The sequence below is a fragment of the Rhodococcus sp. BUPNP1 genome (genome assembly GCF_002215235.1).
GTDB lineage: Bacteria > Actinomycetota > Actinomycetes > Mycobacteriales > Mycobacteriaceae > Rhodococcus.
Genome location: NZ_NERM01000009.1, coordinates 150,729 through 173,360, shown reverse-complemented (window position 1 = coordinate 173,360; position 22,632 = coordinate 150,729). Strand labels below are relative to the sequence as shown.

The following is a 22,632-nucleotide window of genomic DNA, read 5'->3' as shown; positions in this document are numbered from 1 at the left end:
TCAGGGAAGCCGGATCTGCGGCAGCGGCGGCAGCTCGATCGTCGGCAGCGGCGGCAGCGTCGGCACCGGCACTCCCAGCCCCGGGATCGTCGGGGCCGGAGCGGGCGGAGGCTCGGGGGCCGGCGGAACCGGACGCGGCGAATAGGTCGTCGGAACGGGCTCCGGCTCGACCGTGGTGGTGGTCGTGGTGACCTGCGTCGGCGCCACCGCCGGTGCGGGGTTCTGCCGCGGCGCATCGGTCGTCGTGGGGGTGTACGACTGGGTGGGGCTCGCCTCGTCGGTCGACGAACCCGTGAAGCCGGTGCTCAGCGCCACCCCGATGACCGCGACGACCGCGAGGGCCGTGCCCGCGATACCGGCGCCGGAGATCTGCTTGCCGCTGACCGACGGGCCGCGACCGGCCAGCGTCGACCACCACGGCTTCTTCGCGTCGGCGGACTCCGGACCGGAGGCGGCTGCGGTCGGTGCGGGGGCGGCAGCCGCGACGACCGGGATCTGCTCGGTCTCGGCACTGGTGGACGACGGACGGCCCGGCACGATGCGGGTGAGGGTGCTCACGGGCTGCGAGGTGGCCGGTTTCGCGGCGGCCATCGCTCCGCCCTTGGCGAGGACGAGTTCGGGCTCGTGCGGCACCACCAACGGCAGTCCGAGCCACGAGCGCAGCACCTCCTGCACGAGCGGGATGTGCGCGCCGCCGCCGAGCAGGACGACGGCCTCGGGGTTGCGACCGGCACGGGAGATCACCTGGTGCACGAACTGCGCCGACGACTCGACGCACTGCGCGATGAGCGGGTCGAAGGTCTCGCGTGACATGAGCACGACTCCTGCCGCGCCCGGCACGGCCACGGTCTCGCTCTGCGAGAGCTTCTCCTTGGCCTCGCGGCACTGGGCCGACAATTCGTCGTCGGTGGCGGGGTCGTCGGGGCGCCACACACCGTTGGTGTCGAGCTGGTGGTCGCGGATCACGTTGTCGAAGACGCGGCCGCCGATGCTGTCGGTGCGTTCGGCGAGCACCTCGCGGGAGACGAGGTCGACGACGGTGACGGTGAGCCCGGCGTCGCCGAGGTCGTAGAAGACCGCAGTGTTGCTACCGAGCTCGCCGGTGGCCTGCAGATAGGTGACGGCGGCCTCGGGTTCGGAGACGAGCTGGTAGCGGTCGATGTGTTCGACGGTCATCGCCGCGCGCAGGCGCTCGGCCTGGGCCTGGTCGCGGTAGACCAGCCCGACCCGCTCGATCGGATCGCCCGCGACACCGGTCTGGAAGAGCACCCCGAGGGTGCCTGCCGCCAGCCGCGCCGGATCGTCCTTGCCGGTTTCGACCACCTGGAACTGGAACCCCGCCGTCGGGGTCGTTCGATCCACCGGCCGCACCACCCGAACGGCGCTCTCCCCCACGGTTACACCGAGAATAGAACTCATCAGCCGCCTTCGACGTTGGATGCGCCAGCCGCTTCAGCTTCCCCCGGCGCCCGAAATCACCGACGATGGTACCGAACGTTACCGACGGGTCACGAGGGCCGTTCGGATGACGTACGGCGGGACCGAGCACCCCGCCGATGTCTCCTGAGCGCCTGGGAGGCGTCTCCCATAGGATCGCCGAATGCGGATTCTCTATGTGTGTACCGGAAACATCTGCCGATCACCCACCGCAGAGAGGCTGACCACCGCATACGCGGCCGAGGCCGGTCGCGACGACCTCTCGGCTCACAGCGCCGGCACCCGGGCGATGGTCGGCTACGGCATGGAACCCACCGCGGCACTCGTGTTGCAGCAGCTCGGAGGCGATCCGGACGGATTCGCCGCGCGCCGGATCACCCCGCAGATCGCGGAGGACTCCGACATGATCATCACGATGAGCGAGCGGCACCGCGCCAAGGTCATCCAGCTCGCACCGCGCAGGATGCGGGTGACGTTCACGCTGCGCGAGGCCGCCCGGCTGCAGAACGCCACCGGTGCGCGGACCGTCGCAGAACTGACGACGGCCCGGGCGCAGATGTCTGCACCCGGGCCGGAGGACATCGTCGACCCGATCGGCCGTGACGAGGAGACGTTCGTCACGGTCGGATCCGAGATCGCCGACCTGTTGCTACCTCTCCTCGCCGCTCTCCGAGCCTGAGTCGTTCACCGGGCGCCGCGGTGCGTGCACCACGGGTCGCGACAGCGGCTCGGCTGCGGAGTACGCCTGCGGCGCCTGGTAGGGCTCGCTGCCGTACCGCTCCGATGCGGGCTGCGGCGCCGGCGGGAACTGCTCCGCAGCGCGGTAGTGGTAGGCGTCGTTGCTCGGCGCCGGGTAGGCCTGCGTGGCCGGCGGCTCGACATGACGGTGACCGTTCTGCGGCCGCGCCGGTCCCTCGACGGGTGCCTGCGCCTGCGAAGCCTGTGCCTGCGGAGCCGGCTGAGCGGCCGGTGCAGTCGGGGCCGGTGCACCGACACGCTGCGTCGCCGGCGTGCTCGTCTGGGCGGCAGCCGGAGCGGCACCGTCCTTGTCGGAGCTGTAGTAGTACCGGTATTCGTAGGCACTGCCGCGACCCTTGGTCGGGGTCATGGACAGGATCGTGCCCAGCACGGGCGCGTTGACCGCACGCAGGTTGCCGATGGCCCGCGCGAACTGCTCGCGGGTGGTCTTGCCGTAGCGCGCGATGAGCAGCGCACCGTCGGCGATGTTCGTGAGGATCGCCGCATCGGTGACGGGCAGCAGCGGCGGCGCGTCGATGATGACGTAGTCGAAGCGCGACCGCAGGTCCTCGATGACCTCCCGCGCATGCGCGGAGCCGAGCAGCTCGGACGGGTTGGGCGGCAGACCGCCGGCCGCGAGCACCCACATGCCGTCGAAGCGGGTCGGCTGGAGCACGTCCTCAAGCGAGGCCGTGTGCGCGAGCACGTTCGACAGGCCGGCGTCGCCGAGCGAGCCGAGGTACTTCGTCACACGCGGACGGCGCAGGTCGGCTTCGACGAGCACGACGGAGTGGCCGGCCTCGGCGAGCACCAGAGCCAGGTTGACGGCCGTGGTGGTCTTGCCCTCACTGGGCAGCGAGCTGGTGACGACGATCGCGCGCGGCGGGTTGTCGACCTCGAGGAACTGCAGGTTGGTTCGCATCTCGCGGTAGGCCTCGGCGTCGCCGCTGTTGGCTTCCGCGAAGACGATCGCCGGCTCTTCGTGACGGGCCTTGTCGAGCGGGATCACGCCCACCACACCGGTGCCGGCGAGATCCTCGACGGCGTTGCGGTCCTTGATGGTGTTGTCGAGGCGGTCGCGCAGCACCGCGAGGGCGATACCGAGCAGCAGACCGACGGCCAGACCCAGCGCGACGTTCCGCGTGGTCTTCGGCGTCACCGGCGACGACGGCGTGGCCGCGTACTGCTCGACCACCACGCGGGCCGTGGGCGGGCCGCCGTCCTCGGGGGTCTCCAGTTCGCGTGCCATGACGACGAACTCGTCCGACAGCGCGTTGGCGAGGTCGCGGGCACGCTCGGGCGACTCGTCGGTGACGGCGGTGTCGATGAGCACCGTGTCGGGGGTCGACGAGGCGGTCACCTTGCCGGCGAGATCGACGGCCGACATCTCGCCGAGTCCGAGCTTGTCGAGGGTGCGCTGCGCGAGGGTGGTGCCCTCGAGCAGTTCGGTGTAGGAGGTGACTCGCTGCTGGGAGAACAGGTTGCCCTGGTAGATCTCCTGCACCGACGCGCCCGACGAGGTCGACACGAACAGGCGTGTCTTGGCTTCGTACTGGGGCGTGGTCAGCAGGGAGGCGCCGAGAGCGGCAAGAACCGCCACCACCGTCGTGACGGCGACGATCTTCCACCTCGCCTGCAGAATTCGCAGGTAATCATGTACTTCCATCAGGGCGTCTCCCTCGTTGCGGTAACACTGCGTGCGCACCCGGCGGGCGCGGTGTGGGGGTCGTCGTGGCGCTCGAGCACGCTGTCGAGCACCGGGCCGATCGCACGCACCGCGTCCGGATCGGCCAGTTCCGAGTGCGTGAACGGCACCGGATGTTCGACGACGAGACCGCGCACATACCGCTGCCAGGTAGCGGCGATATCTGGGTGCCGGTCGAGATCGGGTGCGGCGACCACCAGGTCGATGTCGCCGTCGTATTCGCCGAGGGTGTGCCGGCGCACCGCATCTTCGACGGCCTGCGCGGCGGCGTCGGTGCGGCGCCGGACCTCGGCGACGAGTTCTTCGGGCAGCCCGGCGATATCGGGTACGTTCTCTGCCGTCGGGTGGGGCTCGGCAGGCACAGTCTCGGGCGTGAGCGTGTCGAGCAGCACTACCGCACCGACCTGCTCTCCGTGCTCGCGTAGTTGCACGGCCATCTCGTGTGCGATGGTGCCGCCCACCGACCAGCCCAGCAGGTGGTAGGGACCATCGGCCCTCACCTTACGGATTTCGGCCACATACCGCGCGGCGAGTTCGCCGATGCTGTCCGGAATGTCGCCGAAGCCCGTTGCCTGGAGACCGTAGAGGGTGCGGCCGTCGAGATGCTGCGCGAAACCGGCGTACATCCACGCGAGTCCGCTGATGGGGTGCACGCAGAACAGCGGCGGCTTATCGTCACCGCGACCGGCAATCTCGACGATGCTGCCGAGCGGGTCGCGTTCGTCGTCGCTGCGCGGGTCGCGCTCGTCATTACTGCGGCCATGTTCGATGCGGTCGGCGAGCGACGCGAGATCCGGGCTGGTGAACAGCCATTCGACGGGAACGTCGGCGCCGAGGGCGTCGCGCAGTTCACCGGCGACGGTGACGGCTGCGATGGAACTGCCACCGAGATCGAAGAAGCTTCGGTCGGCGGAGATCTCGTCGACCGGCAACTCGAGGTGGCGGGCGAACACCGCGGCGACGGTCTGCGCGATGTGTCCCTGCGGCGCCACATACGGTTCGTCGACCGCGGCGTCGGGGGCGGGCAGCGCGGCGCGGTCGACCTTGCCGGACGCCATCAGCGGCAGTGCGTCGACGACGGTGATGCTCGCCGGTCGCAGGTGCCGCGGCAGGTCGGCGACGAGCGTGCGACGCAGCGCGGCCACGTCGGGTGCGGCACCGGTCTCGGGCTGGATGTAGGAGACGAGCACGGTGTCGCCGGTACGTCCCGGATGCGGGACGGTCACGGCCGCCGCGACTCCCGGGCGGCTCAGCAGAGCAGCGTCGACCTCGGCGGGTTCGACGCGGATGCCGTGGATCTTCACCTGGTCGTCGATGCGGGCCACGTAGTCCAGTACCCCGTTCGGCAGGATCCGAACCAGGTCGCCCGTGCGGTACAGCCGCGACCCGCCGTCGTCGAACGGATTCGCGACGAATCGGGTTGCGGTGAGTCCGGATTCGTAGCGGTAGCCGCGGGCGACGCTGTCGCCGGTCACGTAGAGCTCGCCGACGGTGCCGCGCGGCACGGGATGCAGGCGCGAATCGAGCACGTAGGCGGTGGCTCCCGCGACAGGCGTGCCGATGCTCGGTTTCTCGTCGCCGGTCAGCGGTGCGGAATACGAGACAGCAACGGTGAATTCGGTGGGTCCGTAGCCGTTGACGATCCGGTGCCGCGACCAGCGGCCCACCAGCGCACCGGGCAGGGTCTCACCGGCGGCGACGATCGTCGTCGGCTCGAGTGCCTCGGGGTCGAGGGTGCCGAGCACGGTGGGCGTGAGGTTGAGGTGCGTGACGCGCTCGTCGACGATCAGCTCCTGCAAGGGTTCCCCGGCGAAAGTGTGGTCGGGCGCGATCACGAGCGCACCGCCGTGCGCGTGGGCGGAGAGCAGTTCGAAGACCGCGGCGTCGAAGGTGTGCGAGGCGACCTGCAGCACGCGCGATTCCGGCCCGAGATCGAGCAGGCCGGTCTGCACGTCGAGCAGCGCCGCGAGTCCGCGGTGGGTGACGTCGACGCCCTTCGGGGTGCCCGTGGTGCCGGACGTGTAGATCGTGTAGGCGAGGTCGTCGGATGTCACTGCGGGACGTGGGGGTTCGACGGCGTCGAAGTCGATGCTGCGGTCGGCGGTGAGATCGAGCCACGTCACGTGTCCGAGTTCGCGGTAGCCGACGGTCAGGCCGATGCGGGCGCCGGAGTCGGCGAGGATCGCGGCGCTGCGTGCGTCGGGCTGGGTGAGGTCGACGGACACCCATGCCGCACCGAGTTTCGTGATCGCCCAGACGGCGAGCGGCCAGTACTCGCTGCGCGGCGCGGCGATCGCGACGAGGTCTCCGCGTCGCACGCCGTGGGAGGCGAGCACGGAGGCGATCTCGTCGGCGCGGGCGTCGAGTCCGCCGTACGTCCACGCGACGGTGCCGGAGCGCACCGCGATGCGTCCGCGATGCTGCTCGACGGAAGTCTCCAGGATCTCGAGCAGCGTGCGCGGCGCGGCGGCCGGAGCCGACAACGGTGCAGGCACCGGCACGGCGAGATCACCGACGGCGCGGTCGGGTTCGGCAAGCGCGGCGGCGAGCATCGCGACCAGATCGGTGAGCATCGCGTCGCCGGTGGTGTCGTCGAACAGATCCGTCGCGTAAACCAGGCGCAGGTCGAGTCCGGCCTCACGCTCGACGAGTTCGACGACCACGTCGAACTGCGCGGCCGGTTCCCCGGCGTCGGTCTCGGCGACCTGCACGTCCGGCAGCTGCGGCAGCACCTCGCCGGCCTCGACGCGGTGCGTGAGCAGCACCTGGAAGAGCGGGCTGTACGACGGGTCGCGCCGCGGTGCCAGGCGGGCGACGACCTCGTCGAACGGCACGTCGGCGTGCGCGAGCGCGCCGAGGTCGGTGGCCCGCACGTCGCGCAGCAGGTCGGTGAACGGCAGCGACGGGTCGACGGCGGTGCGCAGCACGACGGTGCCGACGAACATGCCGACGAGCCGGTCGAGGCGCGCATCGGTGCGACCCGCGATCGCGGTGCCGACGGCGATGTCGGAGCGTCCGCTGCGACGCGCGAGCATTGCGGCGAGCACCGCGTGGACGAGCATGAACACGGTGACGTCGTGGCTGCGCGCGACATCCCGGAGGCGTCGGTGGGTCTCGGCGTCGAGCTTGGAGACGATCTGCGCGCCACGGTGGGTCGGCTGCGCGGGGCGCGGCCGATCGGTGGGCAGCGGCAGTGGGCTGTCGGGCAGGTCCGCGAGTGTGGTTGCCCAGTAGTCGAGTTGGCGGGCGGCAAGCGAAGACGGGTCGGTGGCGTCGCCGAGCAGTTCGTGCTGCCAGCGCGCGTAGTCGCCGTAGGTGACGGGCAGCGACTCGAAGACCGGTGCCTCTCCCCCGCGACGCGCGGCGTAGGCGACGGCGAGATCGGTGAGCAGCGGACCGACGGACGCTCCGTCGAACGCGATGTGGTGCACGGCGGCGGCGAGCACCCAGCGGCCGGGTTCGACGTCGAACAACCGGATCCGCATCGGCGCCTGCGTCGTGATGTCGAAGGGCGTGGTGATCGTGGCGGTCACGGCCGCGGCGACGTCCTCCGGAGCGGAGTGTTCGAGCACCGGCGGGTCGACGGGCACCTGCACGTCGTCGGTGAAGGCGGTGCGCAGCACGCGATGGCGGTCGACGACATCGCTCACCGCGGCGGCGAGGGCGTCGACGTCGAGGTCGCCGCTCAGTGTCAGCACGACCGGCACGAGATAGCCGGCGGTGCCGGTCTCGGCGCGCGCGACGATGCCGAGGCGACGTTGCGCGGGGGCGATCGGTGCCGGGGTGTCGTCGTCGTAGTGCCGCAGCGCGACGCGCTGGTCGTCGCCGGATTCGATGCGGGCGGCGAGCGCGGCCAGGGTCGGGGCGGCGAGTACCTCGCGCACCGGCACGTCGGTGCCGAACGCCTCGCTCAGGCGCGCGGCGAAGACGACGGCCGACAGCGAGTCGCCGCCGGCGGTGAAGAACCCGCGGTGCGCGGCCGGGCGGGCGCCGAGCACGTCCTCGGCGACGGTGACGACGAGATCCTCGGCGTCGGTGAGCGGCCGGTCGAGGGCTGTGTCGTCGTCGAGTGCGGCGGCGTCGTGCAGTTCGAGTGCGGCGACGTCGAGCTTGCCATTGGGTGTGAGCGGCAGCTGGTCGAGCACGTGCACGCGGGTCGGCATGCGGTGCGGCGGCACGACCAGCGCGACTCGCGCGGTGATGTCGTCGGCCGACAGATCCGGTCCGGCCGCGAACGCGACGAGCGTGCCGCTCACCGCGACCACCGCGGCCTGCCGGATGCCGGGCTGGGCCAGCAGCGTCGCCTCGAGTTCGCCGGGTTCGATGCGCACGCCGCGCACCTTGAGCTGGCGGTCGGTGCGGCCGAGATAGCCGAGCGTGTCGTCGACGCGGCGGTGGACGCGATCGCCCGTGCGGTACATGCGGGCACCGCCGGGAGCGGCGACGAAGCGTTCGGCGGTGCGGGCCGGGTCGTCGAGATATCCGGCGGCGAGGCCCTCACCCGCGAGGTACAGCTCACCGACGGCTCCGGCGGGCACGGGACGCAGGCGCGCGTCGAGCACGTGGGCGACGGTGCCGGGCACGGGCTTGCCGATGCTCGGTCGGGTGCCGGGTTCGATGTCGACGAGGGTCGCGACGATCGTGGCCTCGGTCGGCCCGTAGGCGTCGAGCATCACGCGGCCGTCGGCCCAGCGCTCGGCGAGCGACGGCGACAGCGATTCGCCACCCGAGGCGACGACCTTCAGGTCGGGCAGTCCCTCGGGATCGAGGGTGCCGAGCACCGTGGGGGTGGACAGGTAATGGGTGATGCGCTGTTCGGCGAGGTAGCGGTGCAGGTCCTGCCCGGCGTAGACGTCCGGGGGTGCGACGACGAGCGTCGCGCCGGTGGTGTGCGCGAGCAGCAGTTCGAGCAGTGCCGCGTCGAACTCGGGTGAATATCCGTGCAGCACGCGGTCTCCGGGCTCGACCCGGTAACGCTCGGCCACTTCGGCGGCGAGCGGGGCGAGTCCGCGGTGCGTCACCGCGACCCGCTTCGGGGTGCCGGTGGACCCTGAGGTGGATACGACGTAGGCGGTTCCGGGCAGGCACGTCTCCCCCGCCTGCCGCGAATGCGTGAAGGCCGCACCGGTCTTGGTGATGGCCCACAGGGTGCGGATGTAGTCGACGCTGCGCGGTGCGTCGATGCGCACGATCTTCCCGTCCCGCGCGCCGTCGGCCCGTAGCTCCTCGGCGAGGGCGTCGGACTGCTCGTCGAGTTCGCGGTAGGTGAGCGATTCACCCTCGCCGCGCAGGGCTTCCCGGTCGGGATGGGCGGCGGCGGTGGCGCGCAACATCTCGGCGAGTGTGCGTGCCGGGGCCGGTTCGCCGCCGTCGAGGGCGGCGGCCGGGGTGTCGACGACCACTTCACCGATGGTCCTGTCGGGTGCGCTCGCCAGGCTGCCGAGCAACGCGACGAAGCGGCTGACGAGCAGTTCGGCGGTGCGGCCGGCGAAGCGGGAAGCATCGAACACGAGCGTGCCGGTGTAGCCGTCGGAGCGCGGGGCGAGCGTGAACTGCAGGTCGAACTTCGGTGTGTCGTCGAGGACTTCGCGCGCCTCGACGGTGAGCTCTCCCAGGCTGATCGGGTCGATGCCGAAGTCCTGCAACGCCAATGCGACCTGCGGTGCGCCGCTCTGTCGCTCCGACAGCAGCTGCTCGTAGGGCACGGCGACGTGATCGAAAGCGGCGACGTCGAAGTCGCGGACCTGACCGAGCAGTCCGGCGAACGACATGTCGGGGGCCACGCGGGCGCGTAGGACGAGGGTGTCGAGGAACGGGCCGACGAGGTCTTCGAGCTGCGCCCAGCGGCGTCCGCCCACCACGGCGGCGACGGCGATGTCGTCGCTGCCGCCGAGTCGCGCGAGCAGCACCGACAGCGCGGCGTGCAGCACCATGAACTCGGTGGCGCCGTGGGCGCGGGCGAGGTCGGCGAGCGCGTCGCGTACATCGGTGGGCACGGTGAAGTCGACGCTGCGCGCACCGGTGTCGGTTCCGGTGGCGTCGGCGGGCAGTTCGGTGACGGTGAGTCCGTCGAGAGCGCGTCGCCAGTGCTCGAGGTCGCGCTCGGGGATGCCTCGTTCGGCTTCCCACAGGGCGTAGTCGGCGTACTGCAGCGGCAGCGGTTCCCACTGCGGTGCCGCACCGTTCACTCGCGCGAGATAGGCAAGCGTGAGGTCGCGCAGCAACGGCCGCAGCGACGTGCCGTCGGCGATCGAATGGTCGACGTCGAGGTGCAGCACGTGCTGGCCGGGGCCGGTGCGTTCGAGTCGCACGCGCCACCGGTCGCTGCGCGGCGCTTCGTGAACCTGCTGGTACACGCCGTCGCCCTCGACGATGTAGTCGGTGCGCAGGATCTCGTGGCGCAGCGCGACGTCGCCGAGCGCGGCTTGCAGGGCACCGAGGTCGAGCGGTCCGCTCAGGTTGACCTCGCTGCGCAGCCGGTAGGCATCGGGCGCAAGGGAACTCAGCCCCCACAGGCGACGCTGGGCGCGACTGAGCGGGATCCGTTCCGGTCGCGGCGACACGGCGACGGGTCCGGCGTCGGTGTCGAAGCCACCGGCGTCGAGGGCGGCGGCGAGTGCGTCGACGGTGGGGTTCGCGAAGACGGTGCGCAGCGGTACGTCGGTGCCGGTCTCGTCGCGCAGGCGGCCGACGAGGACGGTGGCGAGCAGCGAGTTGCCGCCGACGGCGAAGAAGTCGTCGGTGCGTCCCACGGCGGTGCCGTCGCCGAGGACGTCGCCGATGATGCGGGCGACGAGCGCTTCGGTCTCCGTGCGCGGTTCGCTGCCTTCGCCGGCGGCGGGTTCGGGCAGGGCGGCGGCGTCGACCTTGCCGTGGGAGGTGAGCGGGATCGCAGCCAGCGGCACGATCGCGGAGGGCACGAGGTGCGCGGGCAGGACGGTGCGCAGCTGCGCTCGCAGGTCGGAACCGTCGAGGTTCTCGCCGGTGACATAGGAGATGAGGCGGCCGCTGCGCACGAGCGTCACGGCGCGGTCGACGCCGTCGAGTGCGGTGAGGGCGGTATCGATCTCGCCGGGCTCGATGCGCACACCGCGCAGCTTGATCTGGTTGTCGCTGCGGCCGACGAATTCGAGGGCACCGGCGCGGGTCCAGCGCACGAGGTCGCCGGTGCGGTAACGGCGTCCGTCAGGTCCGGCGACGAACCGCAAGGCGGTGCGCGCGGCGGCGCCGCGATAGCCCGACGCGAGTCGCGGACCCGAGACGTACAGTTCGCCGACCACGCCAGCGGGCACGGGACGCAGCCGCTCGTCGAGGACCTCGACGGTGACGCCGCGGACGGGGGTGCCGATGACGATGTCGTCGCCGGGTCGCAGCGGCTGCGAGTTGGTGACGAACATCGTGGCCTCGGCCGGGCCGTAGCTGTTGACGAGGGTGCGCCCGTCTCCCCAGCGATCGACGATCTCGCGGGTGAGCCGGTCGCCGCCGAGCACGAGCGTGCGCAGGGCCGGCAGGTCGCGCACCGGCACGGTCGCGAGCGTCGACGGCGTCATCACCGCGTGGGTGATCGCGGCGCTGTCGAGCAGGTCGCCGAGGGCAGCGCCGCCGTAGCTGTCGGCGTCGGCCACCACGAGCGTCGCGCCGGAGATGCCGGCGGTGAGCATCTCGAGCATCGCGGCGTCGAACGACGGTGCCGCGACGTGCAGGACGCGATCCCCCGGGAAGGCTGCGAGGTATTCGCCGATGTCCTCGGCGAACGCGCTCGCGGCGCGCTGGGTGACGGTGACGGCCTTGGGGTGTCCGGTGGTGCCGGAGGTGAAGACGAAGTAGGCGGGGGCGTCGGGTGCGGGATCGACGACGTCGGCGAGCGGCTCCTCGTCGTCGGAGGTCACCTCGAGCCACCGCACGGTCGCCGGAAGCGTCGGCGCTTCACCGACTCCCACGCGCACGTCGGCGAGCATCTCGGCCAGGCGCGCGGTGGGGGCGGTGGGGTCGACGAGCATGGGTGCGGCGCCGGCGCCGATGATGCCCCACACGGCGAGCACCGACTCGAGCGAGCGTGGGTAGGCACACGCGACCGGATCGCCCGGGCGCACCCCGGCGAGCTGGAGGCGCGCGGCGAGAGCGTCGGAATAGTAGAGCAGTTCGGGATACGACAGTTCGCGGTCGCCGTCGACGATCGCGAGTTCCTCACCACCGGCGGCCGCACCCTGCGCGAGCCACTGCCGCAGCGACCGGGGTGCACCCGGGGTAGCGCCGACGGCGGGCAGATCGGCGTCGGCATGCAGGTCGATCTCCCCGACCCGCACAGCCGGATCCGCAACGGCGGCGCTCAGGATCGTGCGCAGACGCTCGGCGTAGGCGGCGACGGTGTCGGCGTCGTACAGGTCTGTGCTGTAGAAGAATTCGAGGTCGATGCCGTCCTGCTGTTCGGTGACGGTGACCTGCACGTCGACGTTGACGTGTTCGGTGTCGACAGGCGCGGCGGTGACGTTCAGGCCGGGCAGCGCGAAGGTGGAGGCGACGGGTCGTGCCTGCGACAGCGCGACCTGGAACAGCGGGTGCCGCGCTTCGCTGCGGGCGGGCTGCAGCTTCTCGACGAGCGTCTCGAAGGGTGCGTCCGGGTTGCTGTAGGCGGCGAGGTCGCGCCGGTGCACCTGCGCGAGCAGGTCGGTGAAGGTGGCGTCGGGGTCGACGTCGGTGCGCAGCACGAGGGTGCCGGCGAACATGCCGACGACGTCGTCGAGCTGCGGGTCGCCGCGACCGGAGACGGCGGTGCCGATGGGGATGTCGCGACCGGCACCGTGCCGTGCGAGCAGGGCCGCGAGCGCGGCGTGCAGCACCATGAACACCGTCGCGCGACCCTCACGGGCCAGCGTGTGCAGTCCGCGGACGAGGTCGGCATCGAGCGAGACAGTGTGGGCGGCACCGTGTCCGGTGGGCTGCGCGGGGCGCGGCCGGTCGCCGGGCAGGGTCACCTCGTCGGGCAGGTCGGCGAGTTCGTTCAGCCAGTACGGGATCTGCTCGTCGGCGACGCTGCGCTGCCACCGCGCGTAGTCGGTGTACTGGACGGGCAGTTCCGGCAGCTCGGGGGTCGCGCCGGTGAGGCGGGCGTCGTAGGCGACGGCGATGTCGCGCAGCAGCGGCGTGAGCGACCAGCCGTCGGCGGCGATGTGGTGCAGGACGACGAGCAGCACGTGCCGGTCGGGTGCCGTCCGGTACAGCCGCATGCGGGCCGGGGGTTCGACGGTGAGGTCGAATCCGGTGGTGGCGTAGTCGCGGACGAACTCGTCGAGGGCGTCCTCCGGCACGGCCACCGGGTCGAGGTCGGGGCGCGCGGTGGGCAGCACGGTGTACTCGTCGGCGGCCGGGTAGACGGTGCGCAGTGTGCGGTGCCGTTCGAGCACGTCGGCCACGGCGGCGGCGAGGGCGTCGACGTCGAGGTTCCCGTCGAGCCGCACCGCGAAGGGCAGGTTGTAGCTCGGGGACGCCGGGTCGAAGCGGTTGATGAACCACAGGCGTTGCTGCGCCGCCGACAACGGAGCCGGTGCGTGGGGGTCGGCGACGAGAGACGCACGGCGCGAGCGATTCTCACCGTGCTCGTCGGCGAAGGCGGCGAGCGCTGCGACGGTGCGGTTCTCGAAGACGTCGCGCACGGTGACGTCGGTGTCGAGCACATCCGACAGGCGACCGGCGAGGCGCGTGGCGAGCAGCGAGTTGCCGCCGAGGTGGAAGAAGTCGTCGGCGGCGCCGAGGGTGCCGGGGGCGATGCCGAGCAGTTCGGCGCACACGTCTGCGACGAGTTCCTCGACCGGTCCGTGCGGTGCCGCTCCCCCACCGGCGGTGACGTCGGGGGTGGGCAGTGCGGCGCGGTCGAGTTTGCCGTTGGCGGTGAGCGGCAGCGTGTCGAGGACCACGGCGGCCGACGGCACGAGGTAGTCGGGCAGGCTGCGGCGCAGGTCGCGTAGGGCCGCGGTGGCGTCGCCACCGACGAGATAGGCGACGAGCCGGTCGTCGCGCAGCAGTACGACGGCCTGGCGCACGCCTTCGCTGCGCAGCAGGGCGGCTTCGATCTCGCCGGGTTCGATGCGGTAGCCGCGCAGTTCGATCTGCTGGTCGGCGCGACCGAGATAGTGCAGCGCACCGCCGGTGTCGCGGCGGCCGAGGTCGCCGGTGCGGTAGCGGCGGGTGCCACCGGGAGCGGCGACGAAGCGCGTCGCGGTCTGGCCGGGGCGTCCGCGGTAGCCGCGCGCGAGTTGGTCTCCGCGCACGTACAGTTCGCCGATCGCGCCGGGCAGTGCGGGTCGCAGCGACGAGTCGAGCACGTCCACGGCGAGACCGGGCAGCGGCGTTCCGATGCCGGTCGCGGTGGCGTCGCCGAAGGTCACGTGCACGGTGGTCTCGGTGATGCCGAACATGTTGACCGCCCGCACATGCGGATGACGTTCGGCCCACGGACGCACGCGTGCGGAGTCGAGGGCTTCGCCGCCGAAGATCAGCAGCCGCAGGTCCTCGAGCGGCGCGTGGTCGGTGGCGGCGAGCTGGTAGAAGGCCGTGGGGGTCTGATTGAGCACGGTCACCCGGTTGCTCGTGAGCACATCCACGAAGGCCGCCGGATCGCGCACGGTGAGATGGTCGACCACCACGACAGAAGCGCCGGTGGCCAACGGTGCCCACATCTCCCACACGGAGAAGTCGAAGGCCGGCGAGTGGAACAGTGTCCACACGTCGTCGGCGCGCAGCCCGAATTCGTCGACGGTCGCGGCGAGCAGCGACAGCACGTTGCGGTGCGTCACCTGCACGCCCTTGGGGGTTCCGGTGGAACCGGACGTGTAGACGATGTAGGCGCCGAGATCCGCGACGAGCGGGAAGTCGAACAGGGCACCGTCGTCGAGGCGGCCGGCCACCTCCGGGTCGTCGAGTCGCACCGTCGGCACGCGAACATCGGTGAAGTCGCTGTCGGTGACCACCAGCGTGGGTTGCGCGTCGTCGAACAGGGCCTGCAGGCGCGTCGCGGGATGCGTGACGTCGACGGGCAGGTAGATGCCACCGGCGCGGGAGACGGCGAGGATCGCGACGACGAGGTCGGGGGTGCGCGGCAGTGCGACGGCAACGACGTCCTCGGCGGTCACGCCGTGTTCGCGGAGGAGTTTGGCGAGCGCGCCCGAGCGCGACCACAGCGCGCCGTAGCTGAGGGAGTACCCGTCCCCCACCACGGCGACGGCCGCAGGATCGTCGGCCACGCGTTGCGCGACCAGCTCGGGCAGCGACTCTGCCGGAAGTTGTTGCGCGACGCCGACGGGGGTGAGGTCGGCGTCGCCCAACTCGATACCGCCGACCGACACTGCCGGGTCGGCGGTAACGGCATCGAGGATACGCACGAACCACGACTGCCACTGCACAATCGTGTGCGAATCCACAAGTTCGTCCGCGTACGTAAGGATCGTCTCCAAACCGGCGGGCACACCGGTCTCGGAACGGCGTTCGCGGACGGTCAGTTCGAGGTCGACGCGGGCCGTGCCCACCGGGATCTCGCGGATCGTCCTGGAGCTGCCGGGCAACGTGAACTCGTCGAGCGAGAACGACTCGTACGCCAGGATGACCTGGAACAACGGGTGGTGCGCGTCGGTGCCGGCACCCACCGCGTCGACGATGCGATCGAACGGCACGTCGGCGTGGGCGAAGGCGTCGAGATCGGCGCGGCGGGTGTCGGCGAGCAGATCGGCGAAGGTGCGGCGCGGATGCACCCGCAACCGCAGCGGCACGGTGCCGACGAACATGCCCACCACATCGTCGACCGCGGCGTCGCTGCGTCCGGAGACCGGCGTGCCGATCGTGACGTCGTCGGTGGCAGCGAGCGCCGACAGCAGCGTCGCGAAGGCCGCGTGCATCACCATGAACGGCGTGACGTCGTGGGCGCGGGCGAGCTTGTCGATCGCGGCGTGCAGTTCGGCGGGGATCGTGAAACTCGCGCGACCCGCGGTACCGGCGGTCGCCGCGGTGCGGGGACGGTCGGTGGGCAACGCGAGCAGCGGCGACGCGTCGTCGAGGGTCTGCTTCCAGAAGGCGAGCTGCCGGGCCGCGAGGCTGTCGGGATCGTTCTCGTCGCCGAGCACGGCCCGGTGCCAGCGCGCATAGTCGCGGTAGGTGACCGCCAGTGCCGGCAGGTCCAACGACTCCCCGTCGCGATGGGCACGGTAGGCGGCGACGGCGTCACGGCCGAGCGGCAGCAGCGACAGGCCGTCGGCAGCGATGTGGTCGATCACCACGGCGAGCACGTAGCCGGAGTCCGTCCGGTACAGCCGGGTGCGGGTCGGTGGGTCGACGGTGAGATCGAAACGCGCGCGAGCGAATTCGGTCAGCTCCGCATCGAGGTCGGTGCCGGCGTCGACGGGTTCGAGGTCGAGCGTCACCGACGGCAGCACGCGCTGGCGCGGGCCGGACGGGCTGTCGGGGAAAACCGTGCGCAGCGACTCGTGGCGGGCCAGCACGGTGGCGGCGGCCGTGCGCACGGCGTCGAGATCCGTGTCGGCGTCGAGGTCGAGCGCGAAGGCGATGTGGTCGCCGCCGTCGATGCCGTCGGCCACGTCGAACCGATTGAGCAGCCACATGCGCTGCTGCGCCGGTGCGAGCGGCGCGTCGCTGTCGTCATCGACGTGCACGAGCGGCAGATGCTCGCCGGTGGGTTCCTCGGCGAGCAGGTTCGCGAGTTCGGCGACGGTGGGGTGCTCGAAGATGTCGCGCACACCCACCCGGCGACCCGCGACTCCCCGCAGACGCGCGGCGAGCTGGGTCGCGAGCAGCGAGTTGCCGCCGACGGCGAAGAAGTCGTCGGATCCGGCGACGCTCGGCAGGTCGAGCAGGTCGGCGACGACACCGGCGACGAGTTCTTCGGTGGCGCTGCGATATCCGTCGGTGCGGGTCGCGGTGACCTCCGGTTCGGGCAGCGCGGCGCGGTCGATCTTGCCGGTGCTGGTGAGCGGGAACGCGTCGAGCACGGTGACGGTCGCGGGCACCATGTGCCGGGGCAGACGCTCGGCGGCCCATTCGCGGATCTCGTGCGGGTCGAGGCGGCCGTTGCGGCTGTGCACGTAGGTGGCGAGGGTGTCGCCGCGCACCACGGTCACGGCGGTGCCGATGCCCGGGTGGGCCTGCAGGGTCGCGTCGATCTCGCCGAGTTCGATGCGGAAGCCGCGGATCTTGACCTGATGGTCGCTGCGGCCGACGAATTCGAGAGCGCGGTCGTCGTCGTGTCCCGTCCAGCGGACGAGATCGCCTGTGCGGTAGAGGCGTCCGGTGTCGAACGGGTTGGCGACGAACCGGTCGGCGGTGAGCGCGGGTGCGTCGAGATATCCGCGGGCGACGCCCTGTCCCCCGAGATACAGCTCGCCGGTCACACCCTCGGGCACGGGCCGCAGGCGTTCGCTGAGCACCACCGCGGTGACGCCGACGAGGCCGGTGCCGATGGTGAGCCGGTCGCCGGGTGCGAAGGGTTCGCTCGACGTGGCAAGCACCGTCGTCTCGGTGGGTCCGTAGACGTTGAGCAGGGTGCGGCCGGGTGCCCAGCGTTCGGCGGTCTCGACGGGCCATGCCTCGCCGCCGATCGCGATGGTGCGCAGGGCGTCGAGTCCGGTGGGGTCGAGTTGGGTGGGCACCGAGGGCGTCGAGAACCAGTGGGTGATGCCTTCGGTGCGAAGCAGTTCTACGAGTTCGTCGCCACCGAACAGGTCGGCGGGTGCGACCACCAGCGTGCCGCCGGAGGTGAGCGCCAGGACGTATTCGAGCACCGCACCGTCGAAGGCGGGGGTTGCGAAGTGCAGCACCCGTGCGTCGGTTGCGGTGTCCGAGATGGTGGGCAGGTCGAAGCGTTCGACGAACGACTGTGCGAGCGGGCCGAGTCCGCGGTGCGAGACCACCACGCCCTTGGGCCGGCCGGTGGAGCCGGAGGTGTAGACGACGTAGGCGGTGTTGTCGACATGTAGCGGCCGCACGCGATCGGCGTCGGTGATCGGGCGGGTGTCGCCCTCGACGGTGAACGCGATCGGTTCGATCCCGTCGGGCAGCGCGACGTCGCCGTCGACGATCGCGTACCGCGCGCCGGATGCGCCGAGCAGCTGGGCGATGCGCGCGGCGGGCTGGTTGGGGTCGACGGGCACGAAGGCCGCGCCACTCAGCGCGACGGCTGCGGCTGCGAGCACCGAGCGCGTCGACCGCGGGAGCACGACGGCCACGCGGTCTTCCGTCCCGATGCCCCGCTCGATCAGCGTCCACGCGAGGGGCCGTGCCGCCGTGCGGATCTCGGCGGCTTGTCCACCGGGTTCGGTCACGCAGGTCGGCGAGCGGTCGATGATCTCGGCGAAGGTTGCCTCCGGGCCGGGTTCGGCCGGCTCGACGGAGAGGGTGCCGAGGTCGAGGTCGCCGACGGGCAGCGACGGATGCTGCGCGACCTGCTCGAGCACTCCGCTCAGGCGGGTCACCCATCGGGCGATGGTGCCGTCGTCGAACAGTTTCGTGTCGTAGACGAGGCGGCCGGTGAGCGATCCGTCGCGCAGTTCGCGCAGAGAGATCTCGAGGTCGAATCGTGCCTGCGACGAGGCGATCTCCTGCGGTCGCACGGTGAGGCCGGGCAGTTCGAGATCGGGCACGTCCACGTTGTCGTAGGCGAGCATCACGTGGAAGGGCGAGAAACCGAGGGCGTCGACGACGTAGTCGAACGGCACGGTGGCGTGCGCGAAGGCGTCGAGGTCGGTGTCGCGGGCCTGCGCGAGCAGCGACGTGAACGGCTGTGCCGGGTCGACATTCGTTCGCAGCGTGACGGTGCCGACGAACATGCCGACGAGTGCGTCGAGGTCGGGGTGGTCGCGACCGGCCGTTCCGGTGCCGATGGCGATGTCGTGCCCGGAGGTCCAGGCGGCGAGCCACACCGCGACGGCGGCGTGCACGGCCATGAAGGTGGTGGCGTCGTGCGCGGCGGTGACGGACCGCAGTGCCGCGACCTGCTCGGCCGGCACCGTGAAGTCCACGGCCGCAGCGGGACCGAAGCCACCGTTGCGGGGACGGTCGGTGGGCAGCGGTGCCGCGTCGGCGAGGCCGTCGAGTGTGCGTGTCCAGTAGTCGATCTCGCGACCCGCGCGGGTGTCGGGCGCCGCCGGATCGCCGAGGCGATCGAGGTGCCATTGCGCGTAGTGCCGGTAGTGCAGCGGCAGCGGCGCCCACGAGGGCACCTCCCCGGTCGTGCGGGCGAGGTAGGCGGTGGCGACGTCGGCGGTGAGCGGCACGAACGACGCACCGTCGAGCGCGATGTGGTGGGCGACGACGGCGAGCACGTGCTTGTCGTCGGCGAGTCGCAGCAGGCGGATGCGGAACGGGATCTGCGCGGTGAGATCGAACGGTTCGGCCGCCCACTCGGTGATGAGCGCTTCGACGTCGCCCTCGACCGTTTCGGGTTCGAGTGCGAGACCGGCGACGGCACGCTCGAGCGGCAGTACGTCCTGCACCGGGCCGTCGAGTTCGAGGCGGAACAGCGTGCGGAGGGTTTCGTGCCGGTCGAGGACGTCCACCACCGCGGCCTGCAGAGCCGGCAGGTCGAGGGCGCCGTCGAGGTGCAGCGCGAACGGCAGGTGGTAGGCGGCCGGGTCGCCGTGTGCGCGGGCGAGCAGGAACAGTCGGCGCTGCGCGGGAGCGAGCGGCGACGGTCCGGTGTCGGGGGTGGCGACGGGTCGCGATTCCGATTCGGGTCGTTTCGCCGCGGCGGCCGCCAGTCGGGCGACGGTCGGGTGGGCGAACACGTCGCGCAGCTGCACGTCGCGGCCCAGCGCGGCACCGAGACGGGCAGCGAGTTGCGCGGCACCGAGCGAGTGACCGCCGAGCGCGAAGAAGTCGTCGTCGGCTCCGATGTCGTCGATGCCGGTGAGTTCGGCGAACAACTCGGCGACGATTTTCTCGGTCGGGCCGTTGGGCGGCCGCGATCCGACGGCCACGGCACGCTCGGGTGCGGGCAGCGCGCGCCGATCGACCTTGCCACCCGGAGTGAGCGGCAACGCCTCGAGCACGGTGATCGACGACGGACGCAGATAGGTGGGCAGCTCGTCGGCGAGGCGGACGGTGAGATCGGCGGGGTCGACGTCGCCCACGACGTAGGCGGCGATGTGCTCGCCGTGGACGGTCACGGTCGCGGCCTGCACCTCGTCGAAGGAGACGAGCGCGGCTTCGATCTCGCCGAGTTCGATGCGGTAGCCGCGAATCTTCACCTGCTGGTCGGCGCGGCCGAGGAATTCGAGGTGACCGTCGGTGGTCCAGCGGGCGCGGTCGCCCGTGCGGTACATGCGCCCACCGAACGGTGAGGCGACGAAGCGTTCGGCGGTGAGAGCCGGTGCGCCGAGGTAGCCGCGCGCGACGCCCGGGCCCCCGAGATACAGCTCGCCGATCACGCCGGCGGGCACCGGATGCAGGCGGGCGTCGAGGACGACGGCGGTGGTGCCGTCGATCGGCCGGCCGATCGGAACGCCCGCGCCGGGCTGCAGCGGGTCGCTGAGCGTCGCGAGAATCGTGGTCTCGGTGGGTCCGTAGGCGTTGAGCATGGTGCGGCCGGTGGACCAGCGATCGGCCACGGCCTGCGGCAGTGCTTCGCCACCGGCGTCGAGAACCTGCAGGTCAGGCAGGCCGTCGTCGGGGGTGACGGCGAGGATCGCCGGTGCGGTGATCGCATGGGTGACGGCTTCGCTGCGCAGCAGGGTTGTCAGCGCCGGTCCGCCGACGGCGTCGGGCGGGCAGATCACCAGGGTGGCGCCGGCGTCGAAGGCGAGGAGCAGTTCCTGCAGCGATGCGTCGAATGACGGCGACGCGAGGTGCAGCACGCGCGACGTCTCGTCGGCGCGGTAGCGATCGCGCAGCGTCGACACGAGCGCCGACACACCGCGATGGCCCACCGCGACGGCCTTCGGGGTGCCGGTGGAACCGGACGTGTGGATGACCCACGCCGTGTTGTCGACGTGCAGCGGCCGCAGACGATGGTCGGCGGTGAAGGTCTCGCCGGAACCGTCGGTGAGCGGCGCGATGCGGGTGACGTGCTCGGGCAGCGCCGGGTGATCGTGGGCGACGGCGATCCGCACGTCGCGCAGCACCTGCTCGAGGCGACGGGCGGGAAGTTCGGGGTCGAGCGGGGTGTAGGCGGCGCCGGTCTTGGCGACGGCCCACAGTGCGACCACCGAATCGATCGAACGGGGCAGCAGCACCGCAACGCGCTCTTCGGGTCCGGCACCGGCCGCGACCAGCGCATGAGCGAGTGTGTCGGAGCGAGCGTCGAGTTCGCGGTAGGTGATGCTGTCGTATCCGTCCACGACGGCGACGGTGTCGCTCGCGGCGTGGCGGGTGAGGGCGTCGGGCAGCAGTTCGGGCTCGGGCGCGGTGCGTCCGCGCGCGGGAGCCAGGCCGTCGAGTTCGGCCGGGTCGGCGAGGGCGAGATCGCCCACCGCGACGCCCGCGTTCTGCACGAACTCCTTCAGGAATCCGCGGAAACGGCTGTGCAGCGATGAGAGGTGCTCGTCGCTGTAGAGATTGGGGTTGGCCTCGAAGTCGACGCGCATCGTGCGGCCGGCGACGCCCGGGTAGACGTTGACGGCGAGATCGTCGATCGGACCGCTGGACTGGTGGTGGTACTCCCCCGTCACGTCACCGAACGCGATCTCGGGATGGAACATCATCAGATTGACGGTGGGGCCGAACGGGCTCGCCGCCTCGTCGCGGGAGCGGCCGAGGCTGCGCAGATCCGCAAGCATGTCTTCGTACCGGTACCGCTGGTGACGCAGGGTGCTGCTCAGTTCCACCTGCACGTCGCGGATGAGCTCGACGGGTGTGGTTGCCGGATCCACGCACAGGCGCAACGGCACGACGTTGGCGAGAACACCTGCGGAGCGACGCAGGGCGGCGGTGGTGCGGGCGGAGACGGGCAGGCTGAGCACGACGTCGACCACGCCCGTCGTCCGGGCGAGGAACGCGCCGAACGCAGCGAGGACGATCGGCACGTCGGTGGAGTTCGCGTCGTGGGCGAGCGCCGACACCGCAGCAGCTGTGTCGGCGTCGAGTTCGGAGTTCGCCCGCCGCGCCGGCACCCCGAGAGGCGCTTCGTGGTCGACGAACGACACGGATTCGGGCAGGTCGGCGAGGCGCTCGAGCCAGTGCTGGCGGTCGGTGTCCTGACGCTTCGAGCCCACATAGGCGGCCTCGACATCGAGAATGTCGGCAATCGGCATCGCCTTGAGCGGCGGCGCGTCGGAGCCCGAGACCCACGCTGAATACAACTCGGCGGCGCGGTTGAGCATGTTGACCGCGCCCTGACCGTCGAGCGCGATGTGATGGACGTAGCTCGACAGGAAATAGCGGTCGTCCGCGATGCGCAGCACCGTGGTGGCGATGAGCCGGTCGCTCAGCAGGTCGAGGGGCTTCGTGTACTGCTCGGTCATCCAGCGATGAGCTGCAGCTTCCGGGTCCTTCTCGGACCGCAGGTCCAGATAACGCGGCGCGTCCTCGATATCGGGGACGACCTTCTGAAACGGCTTGCCGTCCTGTTCGACGAGCACGAGAGTGCCCGACTCGACCTCGCGCGCAGCCTGATTGCAGGCGTCCCGAACCAGGTCCGCGTCGAGCTCGCCACGGAACTCCACGTATTGCGCCGTGGTGAACGGTATGTCGGGATTCAGTTGCTGCGCGAACCACAGGCCCCGCTGACTCGGGGACAGCGGAAGTAGATGCACCAC

4 protein-coding genes are annotated in these 22,632 nt (G+C 71.3%); 1 reads left to right on the top strand and 3 read right to left on the bottom strand.

What is annotated here, in order from left to right; genetic code table 11:
• Nucleotides 1-1,323, bottom strand: coding sequence for an Hsp70 family protein (locus tag B9C99_RS11915; protein WP_172414932.1), 1,323 nt, complete (start codon nt 1,321-1,323; stop codon nt 1-3).
• 277 nt (nt 1,324-1,600) lie between these two features.
• On the opposite strand from B9C99_RS11915, the gene B9C99_RS11910 reads away from it, so the two are divergent.
• Entirely contained in the window at nt 1,601-2,116 is a 516-nt protein-coding gene (locus tag B9C99_RS11910; protein WP_026061853.1) for a low molecular weight phosphatase family protein, read from the top strand.
• On the opposite strand, the gene B9C99_RS11905 is transcribed toward B9C99_RS11910, so the two are convergent.
• Nucleotides 2,087-3,841 (bottom strand): polysaccharide biosynthesis tyrosine autokinase, encoded by a 1,755-nt coding sequence (locus B9C99_RS11905; RefSeq protein ID WP_088897995.1) that lies wholly within the window; start codon nt 3,839-3,841, stop codon nt 2,087-2,089. The genes B9C99_RS11910 and B9C99_RS11905 overlap by 30 nt on opposite strands.
• A complete protein-coding gene (locus B9C99_RS11900) occupies nt 3,841-22,632 on the bottom strand; it encodes a non-ribosomal peptide synthetase (RefSeq protein ID WP_253250053.1) in 18,792 nt (6,263 codons plus the stop codon). Before B9C99_RS11900 ends, B9C99_RS11905 begins: the two co-directional genes overlap by 1 nt.